General features: G+C 66.7%; 27 protein-coding genes. 23 read left to right on the forward strand and 4 right to left on the reverse strand.

All coding sequences use genetic code 11. The features are described from left to right. Positions 1-66: 66 nt before the first annotated feature. The 12 genes from AC2EBS_RS02375 (at position 67) to AC2EBS_RS02430 (ending at position 11,054) form a co-directional block, all read left to right on the forward strand. A complete protein-coding gene (locus tag AC2EBS_RS02375) occupies positions 67-1,533 on the forward strand; it encodes a form I ribulose bisphosphate carboxylase large subunit (RefSeq protein WP_484726774.1) in 1,467 nt (488 codons plus the stop codon). Between the two features lie 25 nt (positions 1,534-1,558). Next, the gene (locus AC2EBS_RS02380) at positions 1,559-1,993 is read left to right on the forward strand and encodes a RuBisCO small subunit-like domain-containing protein (RefSeq protein WP_484726775.1); all 435 of its coding nucleotides are present in this window, start codon (positions 1,559-1,561) and stop codon (positions 1,991-1,993) included. A 19-nt stretch (positions 1,994-2,012) separates the two neighbouring features. Continuing rightward, positions 2,013-2,981 carry a CbbX protein gene (gene cbbX, locus AC2EBS_RS02385; protein WP_484726776.1) on the forward strand — a complete coding sequence of 323 codons (969 nt, stop codon included), beginning with the start codon at positions 2,013-2,015 and terminating at the stop codon, positions 2,979-2,981. 18 nt (positions 2,982-2,999) lie between these two features. Beyond that, positions 3,000-3,767, forward strand: coding sequence for an HAD-IA family hydrolase (locus tag AC2EBS_RS02390; RefSeq protein WP_484726777.1), 768 nt, complete (start codon positions 3,000-3,002; stop codon positions 3,765-3,767). Positions 3,768-3,803: 36 nt separating this feature from the next. Further along, entirely contained in the window at positions 3,804-4,919 is a 1,116-nt protein-coding gene (locus AC2EBS_RS02395) for a class 1 fructose-bisphosphatase (RefSeq protein WP_484726778.1), read from the forward strand. A gap of 51 nt (positions 4,920-4,970) precedes the next feature. Further along, on the forward strand, positions 4,971-5,855 hold the full coding sequence (locus tag AC2EBS_RS02400) for a phosphoribulokinase (protein ID WP_484726779.1): 885 nt from the start codon (positions 4,971-4,973) through the stop codon (positions 5,853-5,855). Positions 5,856-5,866: 11 nt separating this feature from the next. Next, complete coding sequence (tkt, locus tag AC2EBS_RS02405) at positions 5,867-7,882, forward strand: transketolase (RefSeq protein ID WP_484726780.1); 2,016 nt, start codon at positions 5,867-5,869, stop codon at positions 7,880-7,882. 2 nt (positions 7,883-7,884) lie between these two features. Then, entirely contained in the window at positions 7,885-8,589 is a 705-nt protein-coding gene (locus tag AC2EBS_RS02410) for an HAD-IA family hydrolase (protein WP_484726781.1), read from the forward strand. Between the two features lie 83 nt (positions 8,590-8,672). Then, a complete protein-coding gene (gene fba, locus AC2EBS_RS02415; protein WP_484726782.1) occupies positions 8,673-9,710 on the forward strand; it encodes a class II fructose-bisphosphate aldolase in 1,038 nt (345 codons plus the stop codon). 161 nt (positions 9,711-9,871) lie between these two features. Further along, entirely contained in the window at positions 9,872-10,147 is a 276-nt protein-coding gene (locus AC2EBS_RS02420) for a c-type cytochrome (protein WP_484727548.1), read from the forward strand. 144 nt (positions 10,148-10,291) lie between these two features. Further along, on the forward strand, positions 10,292-10,612 hold the full coding sequence (locus tag AC2EBS_RS02425) for a hypothetical protein (protein WP_484726783.1): 321 nt from the start codon (positions 10,292-10,294) through the stop codon (positions 10,610-10,612). A gap of 82 nt (positions 10,613-10,694) precedes the next feature. Beyond that, the gene (locus AC2EBS_RS02430) at positions 10,695-11,054 is read left to right on the forward strand and encodes an ArsR/SmtB family transcription factor (RefSeq protein ID WP_484726784.1); all 360 of its coding nucleotides are present in this window, start codon (positions 10,695-10,697) and stop codon (positions 11,052-11,054) included. Between the two features lie 63 nt (positions 11,055-11,117). Here the strand turns inward: AC2EBS_RS02430 and AC2EBS_RS02435 are convergent, their stop codons facing one another. Together AC2EBS_RS02435 and AC2EBS_RS02440 are read right to left on the reverse strand one after the other, a co-directional pair. After that, a complete protein-coding gene (locus AC2EBS_RS02435; RefSeq protein WP_484726785.1) occupies positions 11,118-11,858 on the reverse strand; it encodes a LuxR C-terminal-related transcriptional regulator in 741 nt (246 codons plus the stop codon). A 116-nt stretch (positions 11,859-11,974) separates the two neighbouring features. Next, positions 11,975-12,949 carry an NADPH:quinone oxidoreductase family protein gene (locus AC2EBS_RS02440; protein ID WP_484726786.1) on the reverse strand — a complete coding sequence of 325 codons (975 nt, stop codon included), beginning with the start codon at positions 12,947-12,949 and terminating at the stop codon, positions 11,975-11,977. A gap of 96 nt (positions 12,950-13,045) precedes the next feature. Here AC2EBS_RS02440 and surE point away from each other — a divergent pair, with 96 nt between their 5' ends. Genes surE through rlmD form a run of 5 tightly spaced genes read left to right on the forward strand, consistent with a single transcriptional unit; the run spans position 13,046 to position 18,006 of the window. Then, positions 13,046-13,795 carry a 5'/3'-nucleotidase SurE gene (gene surE, locus AC2EBS_RS02445; RefSeq protein WP_484726787.1) on the forward strand — a complete coding sequence of 250 codons (750 nt, stop codon included), beginning with the start codon at positions 13,046-13,048 and terminating at the stop codon, positions 13,793-13,795. Continuing rightward, positions 13,792-14,622 carry a protein-L-isoaspartate(D-aspartate) O-methyltransferase gene (locus AC2EBS_RS02450; RefSeq protein ID WP_484726788.1) on the forward strand — a complete coding sequence of 277 codons (831 nt, stop codon included), beginning with the start codon at positions 13,792-13,794 and terminating at the stop codon, positions 14,620-14,622. The genes surE and AC2EBS_RS02450 overlap by 4 nt, the downstream gene beginning before the upstream one ends. Before the next feature lie 48 nt (positions 14,623-14,670). Continuing rightward, a complete protein-coding gene (locus AC2EBS_RS02455) occupies positions 14,671-15,558 on the forward strand; it encodes a peptidoglycan DD-metalloendopeptidase family protein (protein WP_484726789.1) in 888 nt (295 codons plus the stop codon). A 30-nt stretch (positions 15,559-15,588) separates the two neighbouring features. After that, a complete protein-coding gene (rpoS, locus tag AC2EBS_RS02460; RefSeq protein WP_484726790.1) occupies positions 15,589-16,605 on the forward strand; it encodes an RNA polymerase sigma factor RpoS in 1,017 nt (338 codons plus the stop codon). 33 nt (positions 16,606-16,638) lie between these two features. Continuing rightward, positions 16,639-18,006, forward strand: coding sequence for a 23S rRNA (uracil(1939)-C(5))-methyltransferase RlmD (rlmD, locus tag AC2EBS_RS02465; RefSeq protein ID WP_484726791.1), 1,368 nt, complete (start codon positions 16,639-16,641; stop codon positions 18,004-18,006). A gap of 155 nt (positions 18,007-18,161) precedes the next feature. On the opposite strand, the gene AC2EBS_RS02470 is transcribed toward rlmD, so the two are convergent. Then, entirely contained in the window at positions 18,162-18,857 is a 696-nt protein-coding gene (locus tag AC2EBS_RS02470) for a Bax inhibitor-1/YccA family protein (RefSeq protein WP_484726792.1), read from the reverse strand. 194 nt (positions 18,858-19,051) lie between these two features. Between AC2EBS_RS02470 and AC2EBS_RS02475 the strand changes: the two genes are divergently transcribed. The 5 genes from AC2EBS_RS02475 to AC2EBS_RS02495 all read left to right on the forward strand — a co-directional run bounded on the left by AC2EBS_RS02475 (position 19,052) and on the right by AC2EBS_RS02495 (position 25,157). Further along, entirely contained in the window at positions 19,052-19,456 is a 405-nt protein-coding gene (locus AC2EBS_RS02475; protein ID WP_484726793.1) for a GlcG/HbpS family heme-binding protein, read from the forward strand. Between the two features lie 245 nt (positions 19,457-19,701). Next, entirely contained in the window at positions 19,702-20,862 is a 1,161-nt protein-coding gene (gene carA / locus AC2EBS_RS02480) for a glutamine-hydrolyzing carbamoyl-phosphate synthase small subunit (protein WP_484726794.1), read from the forward strand. 15 nt (positions 20,863-20,877) lie between these two features. After that, positions 20,878-24,144 (forward strand): carbamoyl-phosphate synthase large subunit, encoded by a 3,267-nt coding sequence (gene carB / locus AC2EBS_RS02485; RefSeq protein ID WP_484726795.1) that lies wholly within the window; start codon positions 20,878-20,880, stop codon positions 24,142-24,144. Positions 24,145-24,234: 90 nt separating this feature from the next. Next, positions 24,235-24,711 carry a transcription elongation factor GreA gene (gene greA / locus AC2EBS_RS02490; RefSeq protein ID WP_484726796.1) on the forward strand — a complete coding sequence of 159 codons (477 nt, stop codon included), beginning with the start codon at positions 24,235-24,237 and terminating at the stop codon, positions 24,709-24,711. 5 nt (positions 24,712-24,716) lie between these two features. Then, positions 24,717-25,157, forward strand: a complete 441-nt coding sequence (locus tag AC2EBS_RS02495; RefSeq protein WP_484726797.1) for a DUF4149 domain-containing protein — start codon at positions 24,717-24,719, stop codon at positions 25,155-25,157. A 27-nt stretch (positions 25,158-25,184) separates the two neighbouring features. Here the strand turns inward: AC2EBS_RS02495 and AC2EBS_RS02500 are convergent, their stop codons facing one another. Continuing rightward, entirely contained in the window at positions 25,185-25,658 is a 474-nt protein-coding gene (locus tag AC2EBS_RS02500) for a YhbY family RNA-binding protein (RefSeq protein WP_484726798.1), read from the reverse strand. 23 nt (positions 25,659-25,681) lie between these two features. On the opposite strand from AC2EBS_RS02500, the gene AC2EBS_RS02505 reads away from it, so the two are divergent. Continuing rightward, positions 25,682-26,353 carry an RlmE family RNA methyltransferase gene (locus AC2EBS_RS02505; protein WP_484726799.1) on the forward strand — a complete coding sequence of 224 codons (672 nt, stop codon included), beginning with the start codon at positions 25,682-25,684 and terminating at the stop codon, positions 26,351-26,353. Positions 26,354-26,405 lie beyond the last annotated feature (52 nt).

Raw genomic sequence — 26,405 nt, forward strand, 5'->3', positions numbered from 1 at the left:
TTTAAGTCGCGACTTAAATTCTGCCCATCGCGTCGCAGGACGCATACAGCAAGGCAGGAGCCGCGGATGAACAAGCCAGTCGAAGAAGGTGTGATCACCGACGCCAAGAAGCGTTACAGCGCTGGGGTGCTGAAGTACCGCCAGATGGGCTACTGGGATGCCGACTACATCCCTAAGGACACGGACACCCTGTGCCTGTTCCGCATCACGCCTCAAGAGGGCGTCGATCCGATCGAGGCCGCCGCCGCCGTGGCGGGCGAGTCCAGCACCGCCACGTGGACCGTGGTGTGGACCGACCGGCTGAGTGCCTGCGACAGCTATCGCGCCAAGGCCTACAAGGTCGAGCCGGTGCCAGGCCAGCCCGGCCAGTACTTCGCCTGGGTGGCCTACGACATCATCCTCTTCGAAGAGGGCTCAGTCGCCAACATCACCGCCAGCCTGATCGGCAACGTTTTCTCGTTCAAGCCGCTGAAGGCCGCGCGTCTGGAGGACATCCGCATTCCGGTGGCGCTGGTCAAGACCTTCAAGGGCCCGCCCACCGGCCTGGTCGTCGAGCGCGAGCGCCTGGACAAGTTCGGCCGCCCGCTGCTGGGCGCGACGACCAAGCCCAAGCTGGGCCTGTCCGGCCGCAACTACGGCCGCGTGATCTATGAAGGCCTGAAGGGCGGCCTGGACTTCATGAAGGACGACGAGAACATCAACTCGCAGCCCTTCATGCACTGGCGCGACCGCTTCCTTTACGTGATGGACGGCGTCAACAAGGCCAGCGCCGCCACCGGCGAGGTCAAGGGCAGCTACCTGAACGTGACCGGCGCGACGATGGAAGACATGTACGAGCGCGCCGAGTTCGCCAAGGACCTCGGCAGCGTGATCGTGATGGTCGACCTGATCGTCGGCTGGACCGCGATCCAGAGCATGGCCAACTGGTGCCGCAAGAACGACATGATTCTGCACATGCACCGCGCCGGCCACGGCACCTACACGCGGCAGAAGAACCATGGCGTGAGCTTCCGCGTCATTGCCAAGTGGCTGCGCCTGGCTGGTGTCGACCACCTGCACACCGGTACGGCCGTGGGCAAGCTCGAAGGCGACCCGATGACGGTGCAGGGCTACTACAACGTCTGCCGCGACAGCGTCACCCGGACCGACCTGCCGCGCGGCCTGTTCTTCGACCAGGACTGGGCGGACCTGAAGAAGGTCATGCCGGTGGCGTCCGGCGGCATCCATGCCGGCCAGATGCACCAGCTGATCGATCTGTTCGGCGACGACGTGGTGCTGCAGTTCGGCGGCGGCACCATCGGCCACCCGGCCGGCATCCAGGCCGGCGCCGTGGCCAACCGCGTGGCGCTGGAGTGCATGGTGAAGGCGCGCAACGAAGGTCGCGACATCAAGAACGAAGGCCCGCAGATCCTCAAGGACGCCGCCAAGTTCTGCACGCCGCTGAAGCAGGCGCTGGATACCTGGGGCGAGATCAGCTTCAACTACGCGTCCACCGATACCAGCGATTACGCGACCACGCCGTCCGTCGCCTGAGTCAGCCACCGAGGAGATCAACACCATGATGACCAACCCCACCGGCCGCGTCACGCAGGGCCAGTTCAGCTTCCTGCCCGACCTGAGCGATGCCGAGATCGGCCTGCAGATCGAGTACGGCCTCAAGAAGGGCTATGCCTGGAGCGTCGAGTACACCGACGACGCCCATCCGCGCAACACCTACTGGGAAATGTTCGGCATGCCCATGTTCGACCTGCAGGACGCCGCCGGCGTGCTGATGGAAATGAACAACTGCCGCAAGACCTTCCCGAATCACTACATCCGCCTGATGGCCTTCGACTCCACGCGCGGCGTCGAAAGCATCGCGATGAGCTTCATCGTCAACCGTCCGGCCCAGGAGCCCGGCTTCGGCCTGGTGCGCCAGGAAGTCAACGGCCGCACCATGCGCTACACGATCACGGGCTATGCAGCGCAGCAGCCCGAAGGCCAGCGCTACTGAGCCAAAGCGGGAACAGGCTATGAACGCGCCGCTCTACGCCATCCCCGGCAGCACCGCCATGGCCGCCGTCCCTGGCACCGCGCCAGCCACCACGCCGGCTGCTGACGCGCCGGTGGCGCGCACGGTGGCCGAAGTGCTGGCGCAAAGCCAGGTCGAGGATGTGCTGGCCGAGCTGGACCGCGACCTCGTCGGCCTGGCGCCGGTGAAGCAGCGCATCCGCGATATCGCCGCGCTGCTGGTGATCGACAAGCTGCGTGCGCTGCATGGCCTGTCGGCCAGCGCGCCCTCGCTGCACATGAGCTTCACCGGCAACCCAGGCACCGGCAAGACCACGGTGGCGATGCGCATGGCCGAGATCCTGCATCGGCTGGGCTATGTGCGCAAAGGCCATTTGGTCGCGGTGACGCGCGACGATCTGGTGGGTCAGTACATCGGCCACACCGCGCCCAAGACCAAGGAAGTGCTGAAAAAGGCCATGGGCGGCGTGCTCTTCATCGACGAGGCCTACTACCTCTACCGGCCCGAGAACGAGCGCGACTACGGCCAGGAGGCGATCGAGATCCTGCTGCAGGTGATGGAGAACCAGCGCGACGACCTGGTGGTGATCCTCGCTGGCTACAAGGACCGCATGGACACCTTCTTCCAGTCCAACCCTGGCATGAGCTCGCGCATCGCGCACCACCTGGACTTCCCCGACTACGCTACCGGCGAACTGCTGCAGATCGCCGACAAGATGGTCGAAGGCATGCACTACCGCTTCGGCCCCGGTGCGCGCGAAGCCTTCGACGACTACCTGCAGCTGCGCATCGCGCAGCCGCATTTCGCCAATGCGCGCAGCGTGCGCAACGCGCTGGACCGCGCGCGTCTGCGCCAGGCCAGCCGGCTCTATGCCGACCGCAACCGCGTGCTCGATGCCGACGAGCTCAGCACCATCAGCGCCGACGACATCCGCGCCAGTCGCCTTTTCGTGGCGAATCCCGACAAGTAGGAAAACAAAGAGAACACCATGAGCAGCACCCTCAAGGCACTGATCTTCGACGTGGACGGCACGCTGGCCGACACTGAAAGCGCGCACCGCGTGGCCTTCAACCAGGCCTTTGCCGAAGTGGGGCTGGACTGGTACTGGGACGAGGCGCTGTACAAGAAGCTGCTCGAGGTCTCCGGCGGCAAGGAGCGCATCGCCCACTACTGGCAGCAGCTGCGCGGGGGCGTGGTCGCGATCAACGGCGGCGCGTTGGCCGACACGGTGCAGAACATCCACGAGATCAAGACTGCCGCCTACGAGCGCCGCGTGCAGCAGGGCGCTGTGCAGCTGCGGCCGGGCGTGCTGGCGCTGATCGAGGCGGCGCGTGCCGCCGGCCTGCGTCTGGCCATCGCCACCACCACCTCGCCGGTCAACATCGCCGCGCTGCTCGCGCGCGCGATCGGGCCGGACTGGCGTCTGCACTTCGACGTGATCGAGGACGCCTCGACCGCGCCGCTGAAGAAGCCGCATCCGCAGGTCTATCGCCAGACGCTGCAGCGCCTGGGCCTGCGCGCCGACGAGTGCCTGGCCTTCGAGGATTCGCACAACGGCCTGCGTGCCGCGCTCGCCGCCGAGCTGGCCACCATCGTCACGCCGAACGCCTTCACCGACGACCACGACTTCGGCGGCGCCACCCAAGTGCTGCCCGACCTGCAGGGCCTGAGCGTCGCGCAGCTGCGCGACTGGCATGCCGCCGCCACCGCCGCTGCACGTCCTGCCAAGCGGCGCGAGGCCGCGCTGCAGGGCTGAGCGCGGACCGCGTCGACACCGAATCCGAGACTACCGATGAGCACGACCATGGCCCAGCAGCCGCACCGCCTCACCCTCACGCAGTACCTGATCCAGCAGCGCCGCAAGCACCCGGGCGCCAGCGGCAATTTCAACGCGCTGATCCTCGACGTCGCGCTGGCCTGCAAGACCATTGCACGCGCGGTGGCCTTCGGCGAACTCGGCGGCGCGCAGGCCTGCGGCGTCGAGGTCCCCGCCGGCGGCGAGCAGATCAATGTGCAGGGCGAGACGCAGAAGCCGCTGGACGTGATCAGCAACGAGGTCTTCACCCGGCTCAACGACTGGGGCGGCCAGTGCGCCGGCCTGGCCTCCGAGGAGATGGAGCTGCCCTACCAGATCCCCAAGGGCAACAAGCGCGGCAAGTACCTGCTGGTCTTCGACCCGCTGGACGGTTCCAGCAATATCGATGTCAACGTCTCGGTGGGCAGCATCTTCAGCGTGCTGCGCGCGCCCGACGAGGTGCTGGCCAGCGGCCGCGACGTGGTCGAGAGCGACTTCCTGCAGCCCGGCACCCAGCAGGTGGCCGCCGGCTACGCGCTCTACGGCCCGACCACGATGCTGGTGCTCACCGTGGGCGCCGGCGTCGTCGGCTTCACGCTGGACCCCAACCTCGGCGAGTTCATGCTGACGCATGCCGACATGCGCATCCCCGAGCAGACGCAGGAGTTCGCGATCAACGCGTCGAACAGCCGCTTCTGGGAACCGCCGATCAAGCGTTATGTGGACGAGTGCCTGGCCGGCAAGACCGGGCCGCGCGGCAAGGATTTCAATATGCGCTGGATCGCGTCGATGGTGGCCGAGGCGCACCGCATCCTGATGCGCGGCGGCGTGTTCATGTACCCGCGCGACATGAAGGACCCGGCCAAGCCGGGCCGGCTGCGCCTGCTCTACGAGGCCAACCCGATCGGTTTCATCATCGAGCAGGCCGGCGGCCGCGCCAGCACCGGGCGCCAGCCGGTGCTGGGCGTGCAGCCCAGCTCGCTGCACCAGCGCATCGGCCTGGTCTTCGGCTCCAAGTGCGAAGTCGAGCGCATCGAGCGCTACCACACCGAGCCGATGGCGCCTGCACCTGCCATCGCCTTGTTTGCCGAGCGCAGCCTGTTCCGCGCCTGAGGCCCGCTGCAGCGCCGCCACGAGTTCCTAGCATCCGAAGAGGCATCCGCCATGTCTGAACGCCATCCCATCATCGCCATCACCGGATCGTCCGGCGCCGGCACCACCTCGGTGACGCGCACCTTCGAGAACATCTTCCGCCGCGAGCAGGTCAAGGCCGCCATCATCGAAGGCGACAGCTTCCACCGCTACGACCGCCTGGAGATGAAGAAGCGCCAGGCCGAGGCCGAGAAGGCCGGCAACAAGAACTTCAGCCATTTCGGCCCGGAGAACAATCTCTTCGCTGAGCTCGAGCAGCTGTTCCGCAGCTATGCCGAGACCGGCACCGGCCAGCGTCGCAAGTATCTGCATGACCACGAGGAGGCGGCGCCCTACAAGCAGGACCCCGGCACCTTCACACCCTGGGAGCCGGTGCCCGCCGACACCGATCTGCTCTTCTACGAAGGCCTGCATGGCGCGGTGGTGACGCCCGAGGTCGACATTGCGCGCTATCCGGACCTGCTGATCGGCGTGGTGCCGGTGATCAATCTGGAGTGGATCCAGAAGCTGTGGCGCGACAAGAGCAAGCGCGGCTACTCGACCGAGGCAGTGACCGACACCATCCTGCGTCGCATGCCGGACTATGTGCACTACATCTGTCCGCAGTTCGCGCACACGCATGTGAACTTTCAGCGCGTGCCCATGGTGGACACCTCCAACCCCTTCATCTCGCGCGACATCCCGGCGCCGGACGAGAGCATGGTGGTGATCCGCTTCGCCAAGCCCAAGGGCATCGACTTCCAGTACCTGCTCAACATGATCCACGACTCCTTCATGTCGCGCGCCAACACCATCGTTGTGCCTGGCGGCAAGATGGAGCTGGCGATGCAGCTGATCTTCACGCCCTTCATCTGGCGCATGATGGAACGGCGCCAGCGCGCGCTGGGCACGCTGTGAGGAGCGAGGCGATGAGCATCGGCGGCACGGCGGCGACGACCCAGGACCAAGCCAATGCGCTGCGCGCGCTGGCCATGGATGCGGTGCAGGCCGCCAACTCCGGCCATCCCGGCGCGCCTATGGGCATGGCCGAAATGGCGGTGGCGCTATGGGGCCGGCACCTCAGGCACAACCCGGCCAATCCGCAGTGGCCGGACCGCGACCGCTTCGTGCTGTCCAACGGCCATGCCTCGATGCTGCTCTATGCGCTGCTGCACCTGAGCGGCTACGAGCTGCCGCTGGACGAGCTGAAGAAGTTCCGCCAGATGCATAGCAAGACGCCGGGCCACCCCGAGCACGGCATGACGCCTGGTGTGGAGACCACCACCGGCCCGCTGGGCCAGGGCCTGGCCAATGCGGTGGGCTTTGCGCTGGCCGAAAAGCTGCTCGCCGACGAGTTCAATCGCCCCGGCCACAGCATCGTTGACCACCACAGCTATGTCTTCCTCGGTGACGGCTGCCTGATGGAAGGCATCAGCCACGAAGCCTGCTCGCTGGCCGGCACGCTGCAGCTCAACAAGCTGATCGCGCTCTACGACGACAACGGCATCTCGATCGACGGCCCGGTGCAGGGCTGGTTCGGCGACGACACGCCGGCGCGCTTCGCCGCCTATGGCTGGAACGTGATCGGCCCCGTTGACGGCCACGATGCCGAGGCCGTCAGCCGCGCCATCGCCCAGGCGCGCGACTCGGCCGACAAGCCCAGCCTGATCGTCTGCCGCACCACGATCGGCAAGGGCTCGCCGCATCGCGCCGGCAGTGCCAAGGTGCATGGCGAACCGCTGGGCGCCGACGAGATCGCTCGTACCCGCGAGGCGATCGGCTGGCCGCATGCGCCGTTCGAGATTCCCGAGGCGGTGCGCAGCGCCTGGGATGCGCGCGGCCGCGGCATGACGCAGGAAGCCGCCTGGCAGGCGTGCTTTGCCGCCTACCGTGCGGCGCATCCGCAGCTGGCGGCCGAGTTCGAGCGCCGCGTCGCCGGTCGCCTGCCCGAAGGCTTTGCCGAGCTGGCGCAGCGCACGCTGGCCGAATTCGGCGCGCGCAGCGACGCGGTGGCCTCGCGCAAGGCCTCGCAGCAGGCGCTGGCTGCGCTGGCACCGCAAATCCCCGAGATGCTGGGCGGCAGTGCCGATCTGACCGGCTCCAACCTGACCGACTTCCCCGGCTGCGGCGCAGTGCGTGCCGGCCAGGCAGGCGGACGGCACATCAACTACGGCGTGCGCGAGTTCGGCATGGCCGCGCTGATGAACGGCCTGGCGCTGCATGGCGGTTTCATCCCCTACGGCGGCACTTTCCTGACCTTCAGCGACTACAGCCGCAATGCGCTGCGCATGGCGGCGCTGATGAGGCAGCGCGTCGTGCATGTGTTCACGCACGACTCCATTGGCCTGGGCGAGGACGGGCCGACACACCAGCCGGTCGAGCATGCGGCCAGCCTGCGCCTGATTCCAAATCTCGACGTGTGGCGTCCCTGCGATGCGGCCGAGACCGCAGCGGCCTGGATCCATGCGCTGAACGAGACGACGCGGCCGAGCTGCCTGCTGCTGTCGCGCCAGAACCTGCCGGCACAGCCGCGCGATGCGGCGCAGCTGGCCGCGATTGCACGCGGCGGCTATGTGCTCAGCGACCGTGCGGATGCGCGTGCGGTGCTGATTGCGACCGGCTCCGAAGTGCAGCTCGCGATGGCGGCGCAGGCAGAGCTCGACGCCGCCGGCTTGCCGGTGCGCGTGGTCTCGCTGCCCAGCAGCACGGTCTTCGATCGGCAGGAGCGCAGCTACCGCGACGCGGTACTCGGCCGCGGCCTGCCGCGCATCGGCGTGGAGGCGGGCGTGACGCGCTGGTGGGGCCAGTACGGCTGCGCCGCAGCGCTGGGCGTGGACAGCTTCGGCGAGTCGGCACCGGCCCCGGCCTTGTTCGCACACTTCGGCCTGACCGCGGCAAACCTGGCCGCGCTGGTGCAGCGCACGCTGGCCGGGGAGGGTGCCTGATCATGGCGGCCAGCTCTAGCAAGGCGGCTTACGAGCTGATCAGCTTCGATCTCGACGGCACGCTGGTCGATACCGCGTCCGAGATCGCCGAAGCGGCGAACCTGGCACTCGAAGCGCATGGCATCGCGCGGCGCCCGCTGGCCGAGATCACCGAGCTGATCGGCGCCGGTACGCGCGAGTTGATGCTGAAGCTGCTGGCCCGTGTGTTCTTCGAGCAGCCGCAGCATGCCGAACGCGTCAAGGTCGACGCGGTGCTCGCCAGCCTGGACCGCTTCTACGCCGAGACCACCGGCAGCTCGGCGACGCTGTACCCCGGCTGCCTGCAGGCGCTGCAACAGCTGCGCGCCGCCGGGCTGAAGCTGGCCTGCGTCACCAACAAGGAGCTGCGCCATGCGCAGCGCGTGCTCGAGGTGACTCAGCTCGAAGGCTTCTTCGACATGCTGGTGGGCGGCGACTCGCTGGAGCACAAGAAGCCGCACGCCAGCGTGCTGCGCCAGGTTGCGCGCGAGCTGGGCGTCTGCACCACGCGCACCGCGCATATCGGCGACTCGCGCATCGACGTCGAGGCGGCGCGCAATGCCGGCGTCAGCGCCTGGGCCGTGCCCTATGGCTACAACGCCGGCCAGCCGATCGAGAGCGCCGCACCGCAGCGCATCTTTGCCGATCTGGCGCAGATGGCCGGGCATGTGCTCGAAGCCCAGCGCTGAACGGGTCTGCCAAATCCTTGCGCCGTCGGCGTCTCCGGCAGGACTTCTCTTCCTCTTCTACCCTTTTGCATCAAGGAGGCCCCATGGCCCTGGTATCGCTGCGACAAGTCCTCGATCACGCCGCCGAGCACGGCTATGGCGTGCCCGCCTTCAACGTCAACAATATGGAGCAGGTGCAGTCCATCATGGAGGCCGCGCAGGCAACGCGTTCGCCAGTGATCCTGCAGGCCTCGGCAGGGGCGCGCAAGTATGCCGGCGAGCCCTATCTGCGCCATCTGGTGCTGGCCGCGATCGAAGCCCATCCCGACGTGCCGGTGGTGTTGCACCAGGACCATGGCGCTTCGCCGGCGGTGTGCATGCAGGCGATCCGCTCGGGCTTTTCCAGCGTGATGATGGACGGCTCGCTGCAGGAGGACGCCAAGACGCCGGCCAGTTATGACTACAACGTCGCGGTGACGCGCAAGGTCTGCGAGCTGGCGCATGCGGTGGGCGTGTCGGTGGAGGGCGAACTCGGCTGCCTGGGCTCGCTGGAGACCGGCGAGGCGGGCGAGGAAGACGGCGTCGGCGCCGCCGGCACGCTGAGCCACGACATGTTGCTGACCGACCCGCTCGAGGCGCGCGAGTTCGTCTCCGCCACCGGCGTCGATGCGCTGGCGATCGCGATCGGCACGAGTCATGGTGCGTACAAGTTCAGCCGCCAGCCCACCGGCGACATCCTCGCCATAGCCCGCATCGCCGAGATTCACGCGGCGATTCCGAACACGCACCTGGTGATGCACGGCTCGTCCAGCGTGCCGCAGGAGTGGCTGGCCATCATCCGCCGCTTCGGCGGCGACATCCGCGAGACCTACGGCGTGCCGGTGGAGGAGATCCAGCGCGGCATCAAGAGCGGGGTGCGCAAGATCAACATCGACACCGACATCCGCCTGGCGATGTATGGCGCGATGCGCCAACTGATGGCCGAGCAGCCGTCCGAGTTCGACCCGCGCAAGGCCTTCGCCGCCGCGCGCGAGGCGGCCAAGGGCATCGTGCGCCAGCGCTTCGAGGCCTTCGGCTGCGCCGGCCAGGCCGAGCGCATCAAGCCGGTGTCGCTGGAGGCGATGGTGCAGCGCTACCGCTGAAGTCCGCAGCTGAGGCTCAGTAGTTGCACGAGGTCAGGGGATTTAATATCTGAATATCATCGCGTACGAATGTTTGCAATGACGCTGAACAAGCAACAGGAGACACGACGATGAAGCGAAATACCGCCCTGACGCTATGGGCTGCTCTGGGCCTTGGCTCGATGCTCGCCAGCCTGCCGGCGCACGCCAGCCTGGCTCTGGCGCAAAAGAACGCCTGCATGGCCTGCCATGCGGTGGACAAGAAGCTGGTTGGCCCGTCCTACCAGGACATCTCCAAGAAGTACGCGGGCCAGGCCGATGCCGAGGCCAAGCTTGCCGACAGCATCCGCAAGGGTGGCTCTGGCAAATGGGGCCCGGTGCCCATGCCTGCGCAGCCCGCCCTCAGCGAGGCTGACGCCAAGACTCTGGCTGCCTGGGTGCTGGGCGGCGCGAAGTGATGCCAAGGCACCTCGCGGGGGCGAGGTGTTGCTTGACGTTTCTTTCTACAGCGGAGCTGCTGTAGTTCATGTGCCTCGCGGGGGCGAGGCACTGACGTAACATGCTTCTCGGCGGGCCTTGTTTCGGGCTCGCAGGGGAAGGCAATGCGTTTACAGCTGCTCACACTCTTCGCGCTGCTCAGCACCTCGGTGGCCTGGGGTCAGTCGGGTGCTCAGATCTACCGCGATGCCGATCTGGCGCTGGGACAGCGCCTGATCGCAGAGCATCGCTGCAGCGAGTGTCATGTGCGCCGCGTCGGTGGCGATGGCTCTGCCATCTATCGGCCTATGGGACGCATCAACACGGCTGGCCTGCTGCGCGGCATGGTCGAGCAGTGCAATACCGAGCTGAACCTCGGCCTCTTTCCCGAGGAAGTGACCGCGGTTGCTGCCGTGCTCAATCGCGACCACTACCGCCATAAATAAGCGGGCCCGGTAGGCGGTTTGAGGCTCCTTATATCGGCAACAACGAATAGAATCGGCCCATGCTCAACTGGCATTCTTGATCATGGAAGAAGAGCGCAGCACAGAAGACCGTGTCTTCGATTCCGTCGCCGAACTGTTCTCGCTGCTGTCGACGCCGATCCGACTGAAGATCATCAGCGCCGTCTGCCAGCGCGAGAAGAACGTGTCCGAGCTCCTCAGCGAGATCGACACGACGCAGCCGAACATGTCGCAGCACCTGGCCACGCTGTATCGCAGCGGCGTGCTGCACAAGCGCCGCGAAGGCACGCAGATCTACTATCGCCTGCAAAGCGAGCGCGTTGCCGCGCTGTGCCGGGCGGTGTGTACCCAGGTCGCGATCGAAATGGATCCGGACAGCAAGGTGGAAGCCAAGGAACGGCTGATGCCGGTGACGCTGCGCTGATCGCGCAGCCGGGGCATTGCAGTCAGGGCCACGGAGATGACGCGCCGCGTCGGCGGCGCCGGTTCAGACCAGGCCCTGCTTGCTCGCCAGCACCGCAGCTTCGGCGCGGCTGGAGACATTGAGCTTCTTGTAGATGGACTTGATGTGGTCGTTCACGGTGAACCACTTGATGCCCATCAGGTTCGCGATCTCCTTGATCGTGAAGCCCTTGCTGAGGTAGGTCAGCACCTCGTTTTCCCGCGGCGTCAGCCGCTCCCACTCCGGTGGCGGATCCAGCACCACCGGCCGCGAATGCGCGTGACCGGTGGCCGAGAAGGAGCCGAAGCCGGAATTCAGGCTCATCGGCCCGCTGTCGCCAGTGGAACCGGGGCGGAAGTGGGACAGCAGTCGACGCGCGATCGCGGGTGACAGCGGCGGCTGACCGCGCACGATGCGCTGCAGCTCTTCAACCAGCACCTCGAAGCGGTCTTCCTTCAGCAGGTAGCCATCGGCGCCGCACTGCAGCGCGGGAAAGAGGTGGTCGTCGTCCGAGTAGAGCGTGGTGACCACCTTCACCGCCGGCGAGCCTGCCAACTCGGCGAGGAACTCCATGCCGTTGCCGTCGGGCAGTTCGAGATCGACGAGGATCAGCTTGAAGCCCTGCTCATGGCCCTCCTGGGCCAGGCGAGCCACCTGACGGCGCGCGCCTTCCAGATCGCCGGCCTCGACGATGTCCATCGGATCGCTGAAGCTCTCGCGCACCACGCGGCACAGAAAGCTGCGGGCGACGGGGTTGTCTTCGATGATCAGTACTTTGACGGCCATGGCATGCGGCTCCGGATGGCTTCATCCTAGCGCACTAGCTCGGCCGTGCGTGCCCCGCGAAAGCAGGGCAGCGTTGCGATTTGTTCCCGCCGCCTGCGTGACGCGTCAGCCAAGGGTCAGGTGTTGAGTACGACCTTGCCGACGACCTGCCGGCTGGCCATGCGGGCGAAAGCCTGGGGCAACTGCTGCATAGGCAGCACGCAGTCCAGCACCGGCTTGATGCGACCCTGGGCATACCAGCTGGCCAGCTCCATCATCATCGCGGCATTGCGCTGCGGCTCGCGCTTGGCAAATTCGCCCCAGAAGACGCCCACCAGTGACGCGCCTTTGAGCAGGGCCAGATTCAGCGGCAGCGCCGGGATGGCGCCCTGGGCAAAGCCGATCACCAGGTAGCGGCCACGCCACGCGATGGAACGGAACACCGGCTCGGCCAGATCGCCGCCGACCGGGTCCACCACCACGTCCGGGCCCTTGCCATCGGTCAGCGCCTTGATCTGCTCGCGCAGATCGCCTTGCGCGTAGTTGATCGTCGCGTCGGCGCCGATCTCCAGACAGCGCTTGGCCTTGTCCTCGGAGGAGACGGCGGCAATGACGCGCGCGCCGACCGCCTTGGCGATCTGGATCGCCGCCGTACCCACGCCGCCGGCGGCGCCGAGCACCAGCACGGTCTCGCCCGGTTGCAGTGCGGCTCGGTCGATCAGTGCATGGTGGCTGGTCGCGTAGGTGCAGATGAAGGCCGCGGCGTCTTCGAAGGGGAAGCCCGGGGGCAGTGGCATCGCGAGTGCCGCCGGGATGCAGGCGTGGCTGCCGAAGCCGCCGGTGCCGGCGAAGGCGGCGACCGCCATGCCGGGCTTGAAGCCCTTGACGCCTTCGCCGACCGCATCGATCACGCCGGCGAATTCAGTGCCGGGGACGAAAGGTGTCGGCGGCTTCATCTGGTACTTGCCCTGGACGATGAGCAGGTCGGGGAAGTTCAGGCTGGCGGCCTTGATGGCCACGCGGATCTGGCCCGGGCCGGGTTCGGGTGTGGGCAGTTCCTTCCACACCAGGGCTTCGACGCCGACGGGGTTCTCGCACAACCAGGCTTGCATGTTCTTCGCTCCTCGTTCTTGGGGACTCGCTTGATGATAGGCAAGCAGGGCTTGTGCCGGGGTCGCCGAGGTGACGCGCTGCCTACAATCCGCTGCATGCGCATCCTGATCGCGAATGACGACGGCTACCTGGCGCCCGGGCTGCATGCCCTGGTGCAGGCCTGCCAGGGCCTGGGGCAGATCGACGTGATCGCTCCGGAGCAGAACGCCAGCGGCACCTCCAACGCCTTGACGCTGAACCGGCCGCTGTCGGTGTTCACTGCAGCGAACGGCTTCCGCTACATCAATGGCACGCCCTCGGACTGCGTGCATGTGGCGCTGACCGGGCTGCTGGACTACCGGCCCGACCTGGTGCTCTCGGGCATCAACAACGGCGCCAATATGGGCGACGACACGCTGTATTCGGGCACCGTCGCGGCGGCGACCGAAGGCTTCCTGTTCGGCATCCCATCGATTGCCTTCTCGCAGGTGGAGAAGGGCTGGGGCCATCTCGAGGCGGCGGCACGCACCGCGCGCGCCATCGTCGAGCAGGTCATCGCCGGGGGCCTGGACAAGCCTTTCCTGTTGAATGTGAACATGCCCAACCGTGCCGACGTGGCCGAGCTGCCGCGGCGCATCACCCGGCTGGGTCGGCGTCATGCCAGTGAGCCGGTGATTCGCCAGACCAATCCGCGCGGCGAGCCGATCTACTGGATTGGTCCGGCTGGCGATGCGCGCGAGGCCGGCGAGGGCACCGACTTCCATGCCACTGCCAACGGACAGGTGTCGATCACGCCGCTGCAAGTGGACCTGACCGACCACGCGACGCTGCCGGCCTGGCGCTCGCGGCTGGGCGCGAACGCATGAGCGACGACGCGCCCAAGCCGCGCCGTTTCCCGCTGCCGCTGGAGCGCGTGGCTTCGCGCGGCAGTGCTGCCCAGGCGCAGCGCGAGCTGCTGATGCCGCAGCGCCATTTGCGGCAGGCCACTGTCGATGCGGCGCGCCAGGTCGCCCCCAGCGGCCTGGGGTTGGATTCGTCCGGCGTGCGCCAGCGCATGGTGCAGCGCCTGCGGCGCGAGGGTTTGAGCGACGAGCGTGTACTGCAGGCCCTGGCCGAAGTGCCGCGCCATGAGTTCGTCGATACCGCACTGGCCATCCAGGCCTATGAGGACACCAGCCTGCCGATTGGGCACGGCCAGACGATCTCCAAGCCCTCGGTGGTTGGCCGGATGATCGAGTTGCTGCTGGCCGGCGCTGCTGCGCAGCAGGGGCATCTGGGGCGAGTGCTGGAGATCGGCACCGGCTGCGGCTACCAGGCCGCCGTGCTGGCGCGGCTGGCCCGGCATGTCACCAGCATCGAGCGGCTCAAGCCGCTGCATGACAAGGCGCACCGTCATCTCGGCGCTCAGCGCATTGCCCAGGTGCGGCTGATCTATGGCGACGGCCGCCTGGGTCACAAGCCGGGCGGCCCCTATGAATCCATCATTGCCGCCGCCGGCGGCGAGGACCTGCCGCAGGCCTGGCTCGAGCAACTGGCACCGGGCGGCCGGCTTGTCGCGCCGATGCAGGCGCCGGGCGGACGGGGTCAGGTGCTGGTGGTCGTCGATCATGTCGTCGACAGCGGGCTCAGCCGCTTCATGCGCAGCCACCATGAGGCGGTGCTCTTCGTACCTCTAAAATCCGGCGTCATGTGAGGGTCGTGGCGCTGCGCCGCGATCCCCGAACGACTGGATCGATCAGGCATGCAAGCGAACACCCAGAGAACCACGGCCTCCCTGTTGACCTCGATTGCGCTCGCTGCGGCGCTTGCCGGCTGTGCCTTGCCCAAGCATCGCGCGCCGGTCGAGGATCGCAGCGTCGGCGCGCCGGTCAAGACCGCGCCTGCTGCCACGCCGGCCCCTGCCGCAGCCGAGGTCAAGCCCCCGGCACCGGGTGCCGAAAACGAGGGCAAGCCGGGCTATTACACGGTCAAGCCGGGCGACACGCTGATCCGTATCGCTCTGGAGAGTGGTCAGAACTGGCGGGACATCGCTCGCTGGAACAACGTCGAGAATCCCAACCGTATCGAGGTGGGGCAGGTGTTGCGCGTGGCGCCGCCTGCTGTCGAAACTGCCAGCGTGAGCACCAAGCCGGTCGCGAGTGCGAAGGTGGAGAGCCGTCCGCTGGATGGCAAGCCGACCGCTGCGGCCGGCCCCGCGGCCGCTCCAGTGGTCTCCGCCGCGCCGGCGACTGCCGCGCCGGCGGCGGCGGCCGTCAGCGACGAAGACGTGGCCTGGACCTGGCCGGCTGCCGGCAGCGTCATCGCCGGCTTCGACGAGCAACGCAACAAGGGGCTGGCCATCAGCGGCAAGGCCGGCGATCCGGTCTATGCGGCAGCGGACGGCCGCGTCGCCTATGCGGGTTCGGGCTTGCGTGGCTTCGGCAACCTGGTCATCATCAAGCACAACGCCACGTACTTGACGGCTTACGCGCACAACCAGACGCTGCTGGTAAAGGAAGACCAGGTGGTGCGCAAGGGCCAGAAGATTGCCGAAATGGGTTCCAGCGACGCGGATCAGGTCAAGCTGCACTTCGAAGTGCGCAAGCAGGGCAAGCCGATAGACCCGGCTCGTCTGCTGCCGGCCCGCTGATCGCTGCAGGAGGGGTGGAGGTGAGTGTCGATGAAGCGCGCTGCACCCCACCCGGAGCGTCGAGCCGTCCTCGCCGCAGCGCTCCTCGCCCATGCTGAGCAGGCAGCCGCCGCGCCTGATGCGCCCGGGCCCGGCGAGCCGCCGGCCGACGACGAGGCGCTGGAGTCGCTGCGCCGGGCGGGCTGGCTGGCTGACATCGAGGCCGGCAATGCGCTGCAGGCCTACTTGCGAGACATTCGCCGCACTCCGCTGCTGACGCCCGAGCAGGAGTACGAGACCGCGGTGCGTGCGCGCGCCGGCGACTTCCCAGCGCGACAGGCCATGATCCAGCACAACCTGCGTCTGGTCGTCAGCATCGCGAAGAACTATCTCGGACGCGGCCTGCCCATGGGCGACCTGATCGAGGAGGGCAACCTCGGGCTGATGCATGCGATCGGCAAGTTCGAGCCGGAGCGCGGTTTTCGTTTCTCCACCTACGCGAGTTGGTGGATACGCCAGGGCATCGAGCGCGCGCTGATGCACCAGGCTCGGCTGGTGCGGTTGCCGGTGCACATCGTGCGCGAACTCAATCAGGTGCTCAAGACGCGGCGCGCGCTGGAGGCCCTGCACCGCCAGAACGGCGGTGCCGCGGTGAAGGCTGAGGAGATCGCCGCTGCCACGGGCCTGCCGCTGGCCCACGTGGTCGAGCTGCTGGCCTATGCGGAATTGCCGAGCTCGCTGGACACGCCGGTGGATCGCGACAGCGAGGGCGGCGAGGCGATGGTCGATCTGGTCGCCGACGAGCAGGCCGCCGATCCGGCCGGGCAGCGGCTGAATCATGAGATCGAGAGCCTGCTGGAGCAGGGCCTGGCCGCGCTGAGCGAGCGCGAACGCGAGGTGCTGTCCGGGCGCTATGGCCTCTCGGACCGCGAGCCCGAGACGCTGGATGTGCTGGCGGTGCGCCTGGGTCTGACGCGCGAGCGCATCCGCCAGATCCAGATCGAGGCGCTGGCCAAGCTCAAGCGCGCGATGCAGCGACGAGGCGTCAGCCGCGATTCGCTGTTCTGAGCGTTGGCCGCAGGGCGCGGATAATTCCGCCCCATGACGCAACAGAACGAATGGCTCAAGGTCGAGTCGCTTGACCTGGAGGCCCAGGGCGTGGCCCACAACGCCGAAGGCAAGGTGGTCTTCATCGAAGGGGCGCTGCCCGGAGAAGAGGTGCAGGTCACCGTCGGCCGCAAGAAGAACAACTGGGAGCAGGGCACGCTGGTGGCGATGCGCCGCGAGAGCTCGCAGCGCGTGACACCGGGCTGCCCGCACTTCGGCCTGCATGCCGGTGCCTGCGGCGGCTGCAAGATGCAGCACCTGCATCCGGCCGCGCAGGTGGCGGTAAAGCAGCGCGTGCTGGAGGACAACCTCTGGCACCTGGGCAAGGTCAAGGCCGAGCGCCTGCTGCGCCCGATCGAAGGGCCGACCTGGGGCTACCGCTATCGCGCACGCTTTTCGGTGCGCTATGTGCCGAAGAAGGGCCATGTGCTGATCGGCTTCCACGAGCGCAAGAGCCGCTACGTGGCCGATATGGAAGTCTGCAAGGTCGTGCCCCGGGTGGTCAGCGATCTGCTGCTGCCGCTGCGCGAGCTGATTGGCAGCATGGCCGAGCGCGATCGCCTGCCGCAGATCGAGCTGGCGATGGGCGACAATGGTGCGGCCACCGTCATTGCGCTGGTGCTGCGCCATCTGAACCCGCTGCCCGAGGGCGACAAGGCCAAGCTGCGCGAGTTCGCTACCAACCATGCTGGCGTGCAATGGTGGCTGCAGCCCAAGGGGCCGGACACCGTGCGGCTGCTCGACGAAGGCGGCCCGGAACTGGCCTACGCGCTGCCAGAGTTCGGTATCACCATGCCCTTCAAGCCGACTGACTTCACGCAGGTGAACCCGAACATCAACACCGTGCTGGTGGGCCGCGCCCTGCGCCTGTTGCAGGTGCAGCGCGACGAGCGTGTGATCGATTGGTTCTGCGGCCTGGGCAACTTCACGCTGCCGCTGGCGACGCAGGCGCGCGAGGTGCTGGGCATCGAGGGCAGCGAGGCCCTGGTGCAGCGCTCGCGCGAGAACGCGCAGCGCAATGGTCTGGCGCACAAGGCCAGCTTCGTGGCGCGCAATCTCTTCGAGATGACGCCGGCGCTGCTGGCCGCTGATGGCGTGGCGGAAAAATGGCTGGTCGATCCGCCGCGGGAGGGCGCCTTCGCGCTGGCCAAGGCGATCGCGGACATCGCACAGGACCCGAGCCTGGCGCCTGGCTGGACGCCGCCCCGGCGCATCGTCTACGTGTCCTGCAATCCGGCCACGCTGGCGCGCGACGCCGGCCTGCTGGTCAACCTGGCTGGCTACCGTTGTACGGCCGCGAGCGCGGTGAACATGTTCCCGCATACCGCACACGTCGAAAGCATCGCAGTCTTCGAGCGCTGATCCAAGTGCAGAAACAGCAAGGGCCCCAATGGGGCCCTTGTTTCATGTTGCGGCGCAGCTCGCACCTCATCGCGCGGAGCGCGCGGATCCGGCTCTGCCGGGCCGCCGCGCTCGCCCCCTTGAGGGGGCCGGCGCAGCCGGTAGGGGGTGGGAGATCAGTCCCGCTCCCCGCCAAATATGCCCAGCAGCGACAGCAGGCTCTGGAAGACGTTGTAGACATCCAGATAGATCGCCAGCGTGGCCGACACGTAGTTGGTCTCGCCACCGTCGATCACGCGCTTGATGTCATAGAGCATGAAGGCCGAGAACACGACCATGGCAAGCACCATCAGCGTCAGCATCAAGGCGCTGGACTGCAGGAAGATGTTCACCAAGCCCGCCACCAGGATGATGATCGCGCCGACGAAGAGGAACTTGCCCATGCTGGACAGGTCGCGCTTGATCACGCTGGCCAACGTGGCCATCGCGAAGAAGATCGCGGCCGTGCCACCGAAGGCCGTCATGATCAGGCTGCTGCCGTTGCGGAAACCCAGGATCTGCGCCAGCAGGCGGGACAGCATTAGGCCCATGAAGAAGGTGAAGGCCAGCAGCGCATAGATGCCGATGCTGGAGTTCTTGTTCTTCTCGATGACGAACATCAGGCCGAAGGCGCCGACAAAGAATAGGATGGTGCTCAGGCCAAAGCCCATCTTGGCCATGATGCCGGTGGACACGCCGACCCAGGCGCCGAGCACGGTGGGCACCATGGACAGGGCCAGCAGCCAGTAGGTGTTGCGCAGCACGCGCTGACGGTCGGCCGCCAGGCTGGTGCCATAAGCGCCACCGTATTGAGTTTGCAGGCTTTCGTTCATAGATCCTCCAATGAGTTGCCGACGCTGCCGCTGGCTTCAGTCCGGCATGCGTCAGCTGTGCATTCTAGGGGGCATCCGACGACGCTGCCGGTGCGCTGGCATAGGGCCTGACCCGCATGAGGGGCGTGCGCTTGGCGAGCCATTGCAGCCGGGTACGGGGCTAAAGTGGGGCCTTTTCACCGCGGGGCAAGACCATGAAGAGCAAACCCTATCTGACTCTGGACGACGCCAGGCGCATTGCCGCTGCGGCTGAGGCCGAGGCAATCGCCAACAACTGGGCGGTGAGCATCGCCATCGTCGATGACGGCGGGCATCTGCTGTGGCTGCAGCGCCTCGACGGCGCGCCGGCGATTTCGGCACAGATCGCCCCGGCCAAGGCCAACACGGCGGCGCTGGGCCGCCGCGAGTCCAAGGTCTACGAGGACGTGATCAACCAGGGCCGCGTGTCCTTCCTGAGTGCGCCCGGGCTGCAAGGCCTGCTCGAGGGTGGGGTGCCGGTGATGGCCGATGGTCACTGCATCGGTGCCGTGGGTGTCAGCGGCGTGAAATCCAGTGAAGACGCGCAGATCGCGCGTGCCGGCATCGCCGCGCTGGGCTGAGCGCGGGCGAGATGCGCACCGGCGGGCTGCGACTGCCCGCCTCGGGGGGGGCGGATGTGGGCTGGAATGCCTCGGTAATTACCCTGGTGGGTTATACTTCGCAGGTTTACCTACAACCCCCCGCCTCCCAGCGAAACCCCTACCGTTTCCCTCACCGGACTCAGGCTCACATTGCGCGCGCCCACAGGCGCGCGCGGCGTCGAAAAGGAGCAGAGCTGGGCGCGCGCACAATAACGGAGTTACCCGTGCTGCCCGAGCTGCTTTCCTCCTCCCCGGCGATCCTCGCACTGGCAGACGGCACGGTCTTCAAAGCCACCTCGATCGGCGCTGCCGGTCATACCGTCGGCGAAGTGGTGTTCAACACCTCGCTGACCGGTTACCAGGAAATCCTCACCGACCCGAGCTATTGCCGGCAGATCGTCACGCTGACGTATCCGCATATCGGCAACTACGGCGTCAATGACGAGGACGTCGAGGCCAAGAAGATCCATGCCGCCGGCCTGATCATCAAGGACCTGCCCCTCCTCGAATCGAATTTCCGCAAGACGCGCAGCCTGAGCCAGTACCTGAAGGACGAGGGCACGGTCGCGATCGCGGACATCGACACGCGCCGCCTGACGCGCATCCTGCGCACGACAGGTGCGCAGAACGGTTGCATCCTGGCGCTGGCCGCTGGCGAGACGATCACCGATGCCCACATCGCTGATGCGGTGGCCAAGGCCAAGGCCGCGCCGAGCATGGCCGGGCAGGACCTGGCCAAGGTGGTGAGCCGCACGCAGCGCGAGGTCTGGACCCAGACCGAATGGGTGCTGGGCACAAGCTACGGCGAGCAGACGGCGCCGAAGTACCACGTCGTCGCCTACGACTTCGGCGTGAAGCACAACATCCTGCGCATGCTCGCTTCGCGCGGCTGCAAGATCACAGTGGTGCCGGCGCAGACGCCGGCCAGCGAGGTGCTGGCCTTGCAGCCCGACGGTGTGTTCCTGTCCAACGGCCCCGGCGACCCGGAGCCCTGCGACTACGCGATCAAGGCCGCCGCCGAGCTGATCGAGACTGGCATCCCGACCTTCGGCATCTGCCTGGGTCACCAGATCATGGCGCTGGCCTCGGGTGCCAAGACCTTCAAGATGAAGTTCGGCCACCACGGCGCCAACCACCCGGTGAAGGACCTGGACAACGGCCGCGTCTCGATCACCAGCCAGAACCACGGCTTCGCGGTCGATGCCAAGAGCCTGCCGGCCAATCTGCGCGCCACGCATGTGAGCCTGTTCGACGGCACGCTGCAGGGCCTGGCCCGCACCGACAAGCCGGCCTTCTGCTTCCAGGGCCACCCGGAAGCCAGCCCCGGCCCGCACGATATTTCCTATCTGTTCGACCGCTTCATCGGTCTGATGGCTAAGGCCTGATGGAGTAAAGACGACATGCCCAAGCGTTCCGACATCAAGAGCATCCTCATCATCGGCGCCGGCCCGATCATCATCGGTCAGGCCTGCGAGTTCGACTATTCCGGCGCCCAGGCCTGCAAGGCACTGCGCGAAGAGGGCTACAAGGTCATCCTGGTCAACAGCAATCCGGCGACCATCATGACCGACCCGGATACGGCCGATGTGACCTACATCGAGCCCATCACCTGGCAGGTGGTCGAGAAGATCATCGCCAAGGAGCGCCCGGATGCGATCCTGCCGACCATGGGCGGCCAGACCGCGCTGAACTGCGCACTGGACCTGCACAAGCACGGCGTGCTGGAGAAGTACAAGGTCGAGATGATCGGTGCCAACGAGCATGCGATCGAGAAGGCCGAGGACCGCCTGAAGTTCAAGGACGCGATGACCAAGATCGGCCTGGACTCGGCCAAGTCGGGCATCGCGCATACGCTGGAAGAGGCCTGGGCCGTGCAGAAGCGCATCCAGGCCGAGATCGGCGGCACCGGCTTCCCGATGGTCATCCGCCCCAGCTTCACGCTGGGCGGCACCGGCGGCGGCATCGCCTACAACCCGGAAGAATTCGAAGAGATCTGCAAGCGCGGTCTGGACCTGTCGCCGACCAACGAGCTGCTGATCGAGGAATCGCTGATCGGCTGGAAAGAGTACGAGATGGAAGTCGTGCGTGATCGCGCCGACAACTGCATCATCGTCTGCTCGATCGAGAACCTGGACCCGATGGGCATCCACACCGGCGACTCGATCACTGTCGCTCCTGCGCAGACACTCACCGACAAGGAATACCAGCTGCTGCGCAATGCCTCGATTGCGATCCTGCGCGAGATCGGCGTGGACACCGGCGGCTCCAACGTGCAGTTCTCGATCAATCCGAAGAACGGCCGGATGATCGTCATCGAGATGAATCCGCGCGTCTCCCGTTCCTCGGCACTGGCCTCCAAGGCCACCGGCTTCCCGATCGCGAAGATCGCTGCCAAGCTGGCCGTGGGCTACACGCTGGACGAGCTGAAGAACGACATCACCGGCGGCGTGACGCCGGCATCCTTCGAGCCCTCGATCGACTACGTGGTCACCAAGATTCCGCGCTTCGCCTTCGAGAAGTTCCCGATGGCCGACTCGCACCTGACCACGCAGATGAAGTCGGTAGGCGAGGTGATGGCGATGGGCCGCACCTTCCAGGAATCGTTCCAGAAGGCGCTGCGCGGCCTGGAGACCGGCATCGACGGCCTGTCCGAGCGCAGCAGCGACCGCGAGGAGATCGTGCAGGAGATCGGCGAGCCCGGCCCCGAGCGCATCCTCTTCGTCGGCGACGCCTTCCGCATCGGCATGAGCCTGCAGGAAGTGTTCGAAGAGACCGCGATCGACCCCTGGTTCCTCGCGCAGATCGAGCAGCTGATCAAGATCGAGAAGGCGCTGGCCGGCCGCAAGCTGGAAAGCCTGTCGACCGACGAGCTGCGCCTGCTGAAGAAGAAGGGTTTCTCGGACAAGCGCATTGCCAAGCTGCTGGGCACCAACCAGCACGAGGTGCGCGCCAAGCGCCATGCGCTGAACGTGCGCCCCGTCTACAAGCGCGTGGATACCTGCGCGGCCGAATTCGCCACGCAGACCGCCTACATGTACTCCACCTATGACGAGGAGTGCGAGGCCGAGCCGACGAGCAAGAAGAAGATCATGGTGCTGGGCGGCGGTCCGAACCGCATCGGCCAGGGCATCGAGTTCGACTACTGCTGCGTGCACGCCGCGCTGGCGATGCGCGAAGACGGCTACGAGACCATCATGGTCAACTGCAACCCCGAGACGGTCTCGACCGACTACGACACCAGCGACCGCCTGTACTTCGAGCCGGTGACGCTGGAGGACGTGCTCGAGATCGTCGACAAGGAAAAGCCCGTTGGCGTGATCGTGCAGTACGGCGGCCAGACGCCGCTGAAGCTGGCGCTGGACCTGGAGCGTGCAGGCGTGCCCATCATCGGCACCACGCCTGACAGCATCGACATCGCCGAGGACCGCGAGCGCTTCCAGAAGCTGCTGCACGAGCTGGGCCTGCGCCAGCCGCCCAACCGCACCGCGCGCACCGAAGAGTCCGCCGTGCAGCTGGCCAACGAGATCGGCTATCCGCTGGTGGTGCGTCCCAGCTATGTGCTGGGCGGCCGCGCGATGGAGATCGTGCACGGCGACAAGGACCTGGAGCGCTATATGCGCGAAGCGGTGCGCGTCTCCGACAAGTCGCCGGTGCTGCTGGACCGCTTCCTGGAGGATGCGGTCGAGGTGGACGTGGACTGCATCTCCGACGGCACCGACGTGATGATCGGCGGCATCATGGAGCACATCGAGGCGGCCGGCATCCACTCCGGCGACTCGGCCTGCTCGCTGCCGCCCTACACGCTGGCGGCCGACCTGCAGGACGAGCTGCGCCGCCAGACCGCGGCGATGGCCCGCGCGCTGAAGGTCATCGGCCTGATGAACGTGCAGTTCGCGATCCAGGGCGACGTCACCAAGGGCCTCGCGGCCTGCACGGTCTATGTGCTCGAAGTGAATCCGCGTGCCTCGCGCACCGTGCCCTACGTCAGCAAGGCCACTGGCCAGCAGCTGGCCAAGGTGGCCGCGCGCTGCATGGCCGGCGTCAAGCTCAAGGACCAGAAGGACCGCAATGGCCGTGTGCCGCACGAGGTGGTGCCGCCGTACTTCAGCGTCAAGGAAGCGGTGTTCCCCTTCAACAAGTTCCCTGGCGTCGACCCGATCTTGTCGCCTGAGATGCGCTCCACCGGCGAGGTGATGGGCGCGGGTCGGACCTTCGGCGAGGCGATGCTGAAGAGCCAGCTCGGCGCTGGCTCGCGCCTGCCGCGCTCGGGCAACGTGCTGATCACGGTGAAGAACAGCGACAAGGCCCGCGCCGTCGCCGTCGCCCGCGATCTGCATGCGCTGGGCTTCGGCGTCGTCGCGACCAAGGGCACGGCCGCGGCCATCGCCGAGGCCGGCGTGCCGGTGACCGTGGTCAACAAGGTCAAGGACGGCCGTCCGCACATCGTCGACATGATCAAGGGCGGCGAGATCCAGCTGGTCTTCACCACCGTGGACGAGACGCGCACGGCGATTGCCGACAGCCGCCATATCCGCCAGGCGGCACTGGCCAACCGGGTGACCTACTACACCACGATGGCTGGCTGCGAGGCAGCGGTGGAGGGCATGAAGCACCAGGAGGGCCTGCTGGTGCAATCCCTGCAAGAGCTGCACGCCGAACTCGCTTAAACTCCGCTCCCACAAGATTCCGCCGCAGCAGCCCGGGGCGCTTCCCGGGCCGCAGCGGCGGATTCGTTTTGTCCATCAAGGTTTAGTGTTATGGCCACGATTCCATTGACCGTCCGCGGCGCCGAGAAGCTGAAGGCGGAACTGCATCAACTCAAATCGGTTGAGCGCCACGCCGTGATCCAGGCCATTGCCGAGGCGCGCGCGCAGGGCGACCTGTCCGAGAACGCCGAGTATGAGGCCGCCAAGGACAAGCAGGGCTTCATCGAAGGCCGCATCCTCGAGATCGAGGGCAAGCTCGCCGCGGCGCAGATCATCGACCCCTCGACCGTGGATGCCGGCGGCAAGGTGGTGTTCGGCTCCACCGTGGACCTTGAGGAAGAGGCCAGTGGCGCCGAGGTGACCTACCAGATCGTTGGCGACGACGAGGCTGACCTGAAGCTGGGCCTGATCTCGATCAGCTCGCCGATCGCCCGTGCTTTGATCGGCAAGGAAGCCGGCGATGTGGCCGAGGTGCAGGCGCCCGGCGGCGTGAAGCGTTACGAAGTGCTAGAAGTCCGTTACGTCTGACAGCGATGCGGCTGGCTCGAGCACGCGGCTTGCTGGCCGGCCTGTGGGCCGGCCAGTTGCTTTGCGTCGCCGCAATGGCAGCGCCGAATGCCTTCGCGACGCTGGAGCGTGCGCAGGCTGGCGCCTATGTCGGCCGGCTGTTCTCGATGGATGCAACGCTGAGCCTGGCGCTCGGCCTGCTGCTGGCGATGATGGCGAGGCGCCTGCAGCGTGATGCCACCCCGGATGGACGAGCCGCGCCGGTGATGACGGCCGAGTTGCTGCTGCCGCTCCTGGCACTGTTCTGCACCGTGGCCGGCTACTACGCGCTGCAGCCCATGATGGAGGCGGCGCGGGCCGGGCAGGGCGCCTTGAGTTTCGGCGCCTTGCACGGCATCTCGATGCTGTTCTTTGCCGCCAAGACCCTGGCGGTTCTTGTCCTGGCCTGGCGAACGGCGCGAGCCTAAGCGGCCGCGCCAAGCTGCCGCTTCACCTCAGTCGGCGACTCTTTTCTTTACGCTGCTCTTGCGCTGCTTGGCACGCTTGATCTCACCGCCCTGGGTGACCCGCTGGTTGCCGAAGACTTGCACCTTCTTGATCGTCGGCCGGCTGTTGCCGTTCTTGGAGAACTTGACGATCTTGACTGTCTTGGGGCCGGGCATCGCATCTTCGCGCTCGGCCTTGGTCTTGGGCGGCATCGGTCGCCACAGCACCAGCAGCTTGCCGATGTGCTGGATCGGTGCGGCGTTCAGTTCCTCTGCCAGTTGCGCGAGGATGGCCTCGCGATTGGCGCGGTCGTCGGACATCACGCGGATCTTGATCAGACCGTGGGCGTTCAGTGCGGCATCGGTTTCCTTGACGACGGCAGGGGTGAGACCGTCGGCACCGATCATCACCACCGGGTTGAGGTGATGGGCATCGGCGCGCTTGTCCTTGCGCTGGGCAGGGGTGAGTTGGATCGCTGGCATGCCCGTATTATCCGTGCAACATCATGAAGACGCAGACAAAGAGCAAGAAGGTCAACAAGGCTTGGCTTCACGACCATGTCACCGACACCTATGTGAAGCTGGCGCAGAAGGAGGGCTTTCGCTCCCGTGCGGCCTACAAGCTCAAGGAAATCGACGAGGAGCTCAAGCTGATCCGCCCCGGCCAGGTGGTGGTGGATCTGGGCGCCGCCCCTGGCGCCTGGAGCCAGTATCTGCGCCGCAAATTCGCCCCTAAGGAGGCCGGCGCTGGCGGCGCGGCGGTGGGCGAGCTCAACGGTGTGATCATCGCTCTGGACCTGCTGGAGTTCGAGCCCGTCGAGGGCGTGCACTTCATCCAGGGCGACTTCCGCGAGGAGGCGGTGCTCAAGCAACTGGAAGAGGCGCTGGCCGGCCGACCGGTGGACGTGGTGGTCTCGGATATGGCGCCCAATCTGTCGGGCATTGCGTCGACCGACGCGGCGCGCATCGAGCACCTGATCGAGCTCGCGGTTGATTTTTCTCGCACGCACCTCAAGCCCGACGGTGCGCTGGTGGCCAAGGTCTTCCATGGCGCCGGCTACAACGAGTTGGTCGAGCTGTTCCGCCAGAACTTCAAGAAGGTCAAGCCGATCAAGCCCAAGGCTTCGCGCGACCGTTCGGCAGAGACCTTTCTGGTCGGCATCGGCCTCAAGGCTTGATCAGGGGCAAGCCGTGCGCACGCCCGCGCAAAGACGCTGGCGTCATGCTCGG

The organism is Roseateles sp. T103 (assembly GCF_057219915.1).

Excerpts from the sequence above, each read along its gene's own strand:
- AC2EBS_RS02375 (WP_484726774.1), top strand. The coding sequence starts at position 67 with ATGAACAAGCCAGTCGAAGAAGGTGTGATCACCGACGCCAAGAAGCGT.
- AC2EBS_RS02380 (WP_484726775.1), top strand. The coding sequence starts at position 1,559 with ATGATGACCAACCCCACCGGCCGCGTCACGCAGGGCCAGTTCAGCTTC.
- cbbX (WP_484726776.1), top strand. The coding sequence starts at position 2,013 with ATGAACGCGCCGCTCTACGCCATCCCCGGCAGCACCGCCATGGCCGCC.
- AC2EBS_RS02390 (WP_484726777.1), top strand. The coding sequence starts at position 3,000 with ATGAGCAGCACCCTCAAGGCACTGATCTTCGACGTGGACGGCACGCTG.
- AC2EBS_RS02395 (WP_484726778.1), top strand. The coding sequence starts at position 3,804 with ATGAGCACGACCATGGCCCAGCAGCCGCACCGCCTCACCCTCACGCAG.
- AC2EBS_RS02400 (WP_484726779.1), top strand. The coding sequence starts at position 4,971 with ATGTCTGAACGCCATCCCATCATCGCCATCACCGGATCGTCCGGCGCC.
- tkt (WP_484726780.1), top strand. The coding sequence starts at position 5,867 with ATGAGCATCGGCGGCACGGCGGCGACGACCCAGGACCAAGCCAATGCG.
- AC2EBS_RS02410 (WP_484726781.1), top strand. The coding sequence starts at position 7,885 with ATGGCGGCCAGCTCTAGCAAGGCGGCTTACGAGCTGATCAGCTTCGAT.
- fba (WP_484726782.1), top strand. The coding sequence starts at position 8,673 with ATGGCCCTGGTATCGCTGCGACAAGTCCTCGATCACGCCGCCGAGCAC.
- AC2EBS_RS02420 (WP_484727548.1), top strand. The coding sequence starts at position 9,872 with ATGCTCGCCAGCCTGCCGGCGCACGCCAGCCTGGCTCTGGCGCAAAAG.
- AC2EBS_RS02425 (WP_484726783.1), top strand. The coding sequence starts at position 10,292 with ATGCGTTTACAGCTGCTCACACTCTTCGCGCTGCTCAGCACCTCGGTG.
- AC2EBS_RS02430 (WP_484726784.1), top strand. The coding sequence starts at position 10,695 with ATGGAAGAAGAGCGCAGCACAGAAGACCGTGTCTTCGATTCCGTCGCC.
- AC2EBS_RS02435 (WP_484726785.1), bottom strand. The coding sequence starts at position 11,858 with ATGGCCGTCAAAGTACTGATCATCGAAGACAACCCCGTCGCCCGCAGC.
- AC2EBS_RS02440 (WP_484726786.1), bottom strand. The coding sequence starts at position 12,949 with ATGCAAGCCTGGTTGTGCGAGAACCCCGTCGGCGTCGAAGCCCTGGTG.
- surE (WP_484726787.1), top strand. The coding sequence starts at position 13,046 with ATGCGCATCCTGATCGCGAATGACGACGGCTACCTGGCGCCCGGGCTG.
- AC2EBS_RS02450 (WP_484726788.1), top strand. The coding sequence starts at position 13,792 with ATGAGCGACGACGCGCCCAAGCCGCGCCGTTTCCCGCTGCCGCTGGAG.
- AC2EBS_RS02455 (WP_484726789.1), top strand. The coding sequence starts at position 14,671 with ATGCAAGCGAACACCCAGAGAACCACGGCCTCCCTGTTGACCTCGATT.
- rpoS (WP_484726790.1), top strand. The coding sequence starts at position 15,589 with ATGAAGCGCGCTGCACCCCACCCGGAGCGTCGAGCCGTCCTCGCCGCA.
- rlmD (WP_484726791.1), top strand. The coding sequence starts at position 16,639 with ATGACGCAACAGAACGAATGGCTCAAGGTCGAGTCGCTTGACCTGGAG.
- AC2EBS_RS02470 (WP_484726792.1), bottom strand. The coding sequence starts at position 18,857 with ATGAACGAAAGCCTGCAAACTCAATACGGTGGCGCTTATGGCACCAGC.
- AC2EBS_RS02475 (WP_484726793.1), top strand. The coding sequence starts at position 19,052 with ATGAAGAGCAAACCCTATCTGACTCTGGACGACGCCAGGCGCATTGCC.
- carB (WP_484726795.1), top strand. The coding sequence starts at position 20,878 with ATGCCCAAGCGTTCCGACATCAAGAGCATCCTCATCATCGGCGCCGGC.
- greA (WP_484726796.1), top strand. The coding sequence starts at position 24,235 with ATGGCCACGATTCCATTGACCGTCCGCGGCGCCGAGAAGCTGAAGGCG.
- AC2EBS_RS02495 (WP_484726797.1), top strand. The coding sequence starts at position 24,717 with ATGCGGCTGGCTCGAGCACGCGGCTTGCTGGCCGGCCTGTGGGCCGGC.
- AC2EBS_RS02500 (WP_484726798.1), bottom strand. The coding sequence starts at position 25,658 with ATGCCAGCGATCCAACTCACCCCTGCCCAGCGCAAGGACAAGCGCGCC.
- AC2EBS_RS02505 (WP_484726799.1), top strand. The coding sequence starts at position 25,682 with ATGAAGACGCAGACAAAGAGCAAGAAGGTCAACAAGGCTTGGCTTCAC.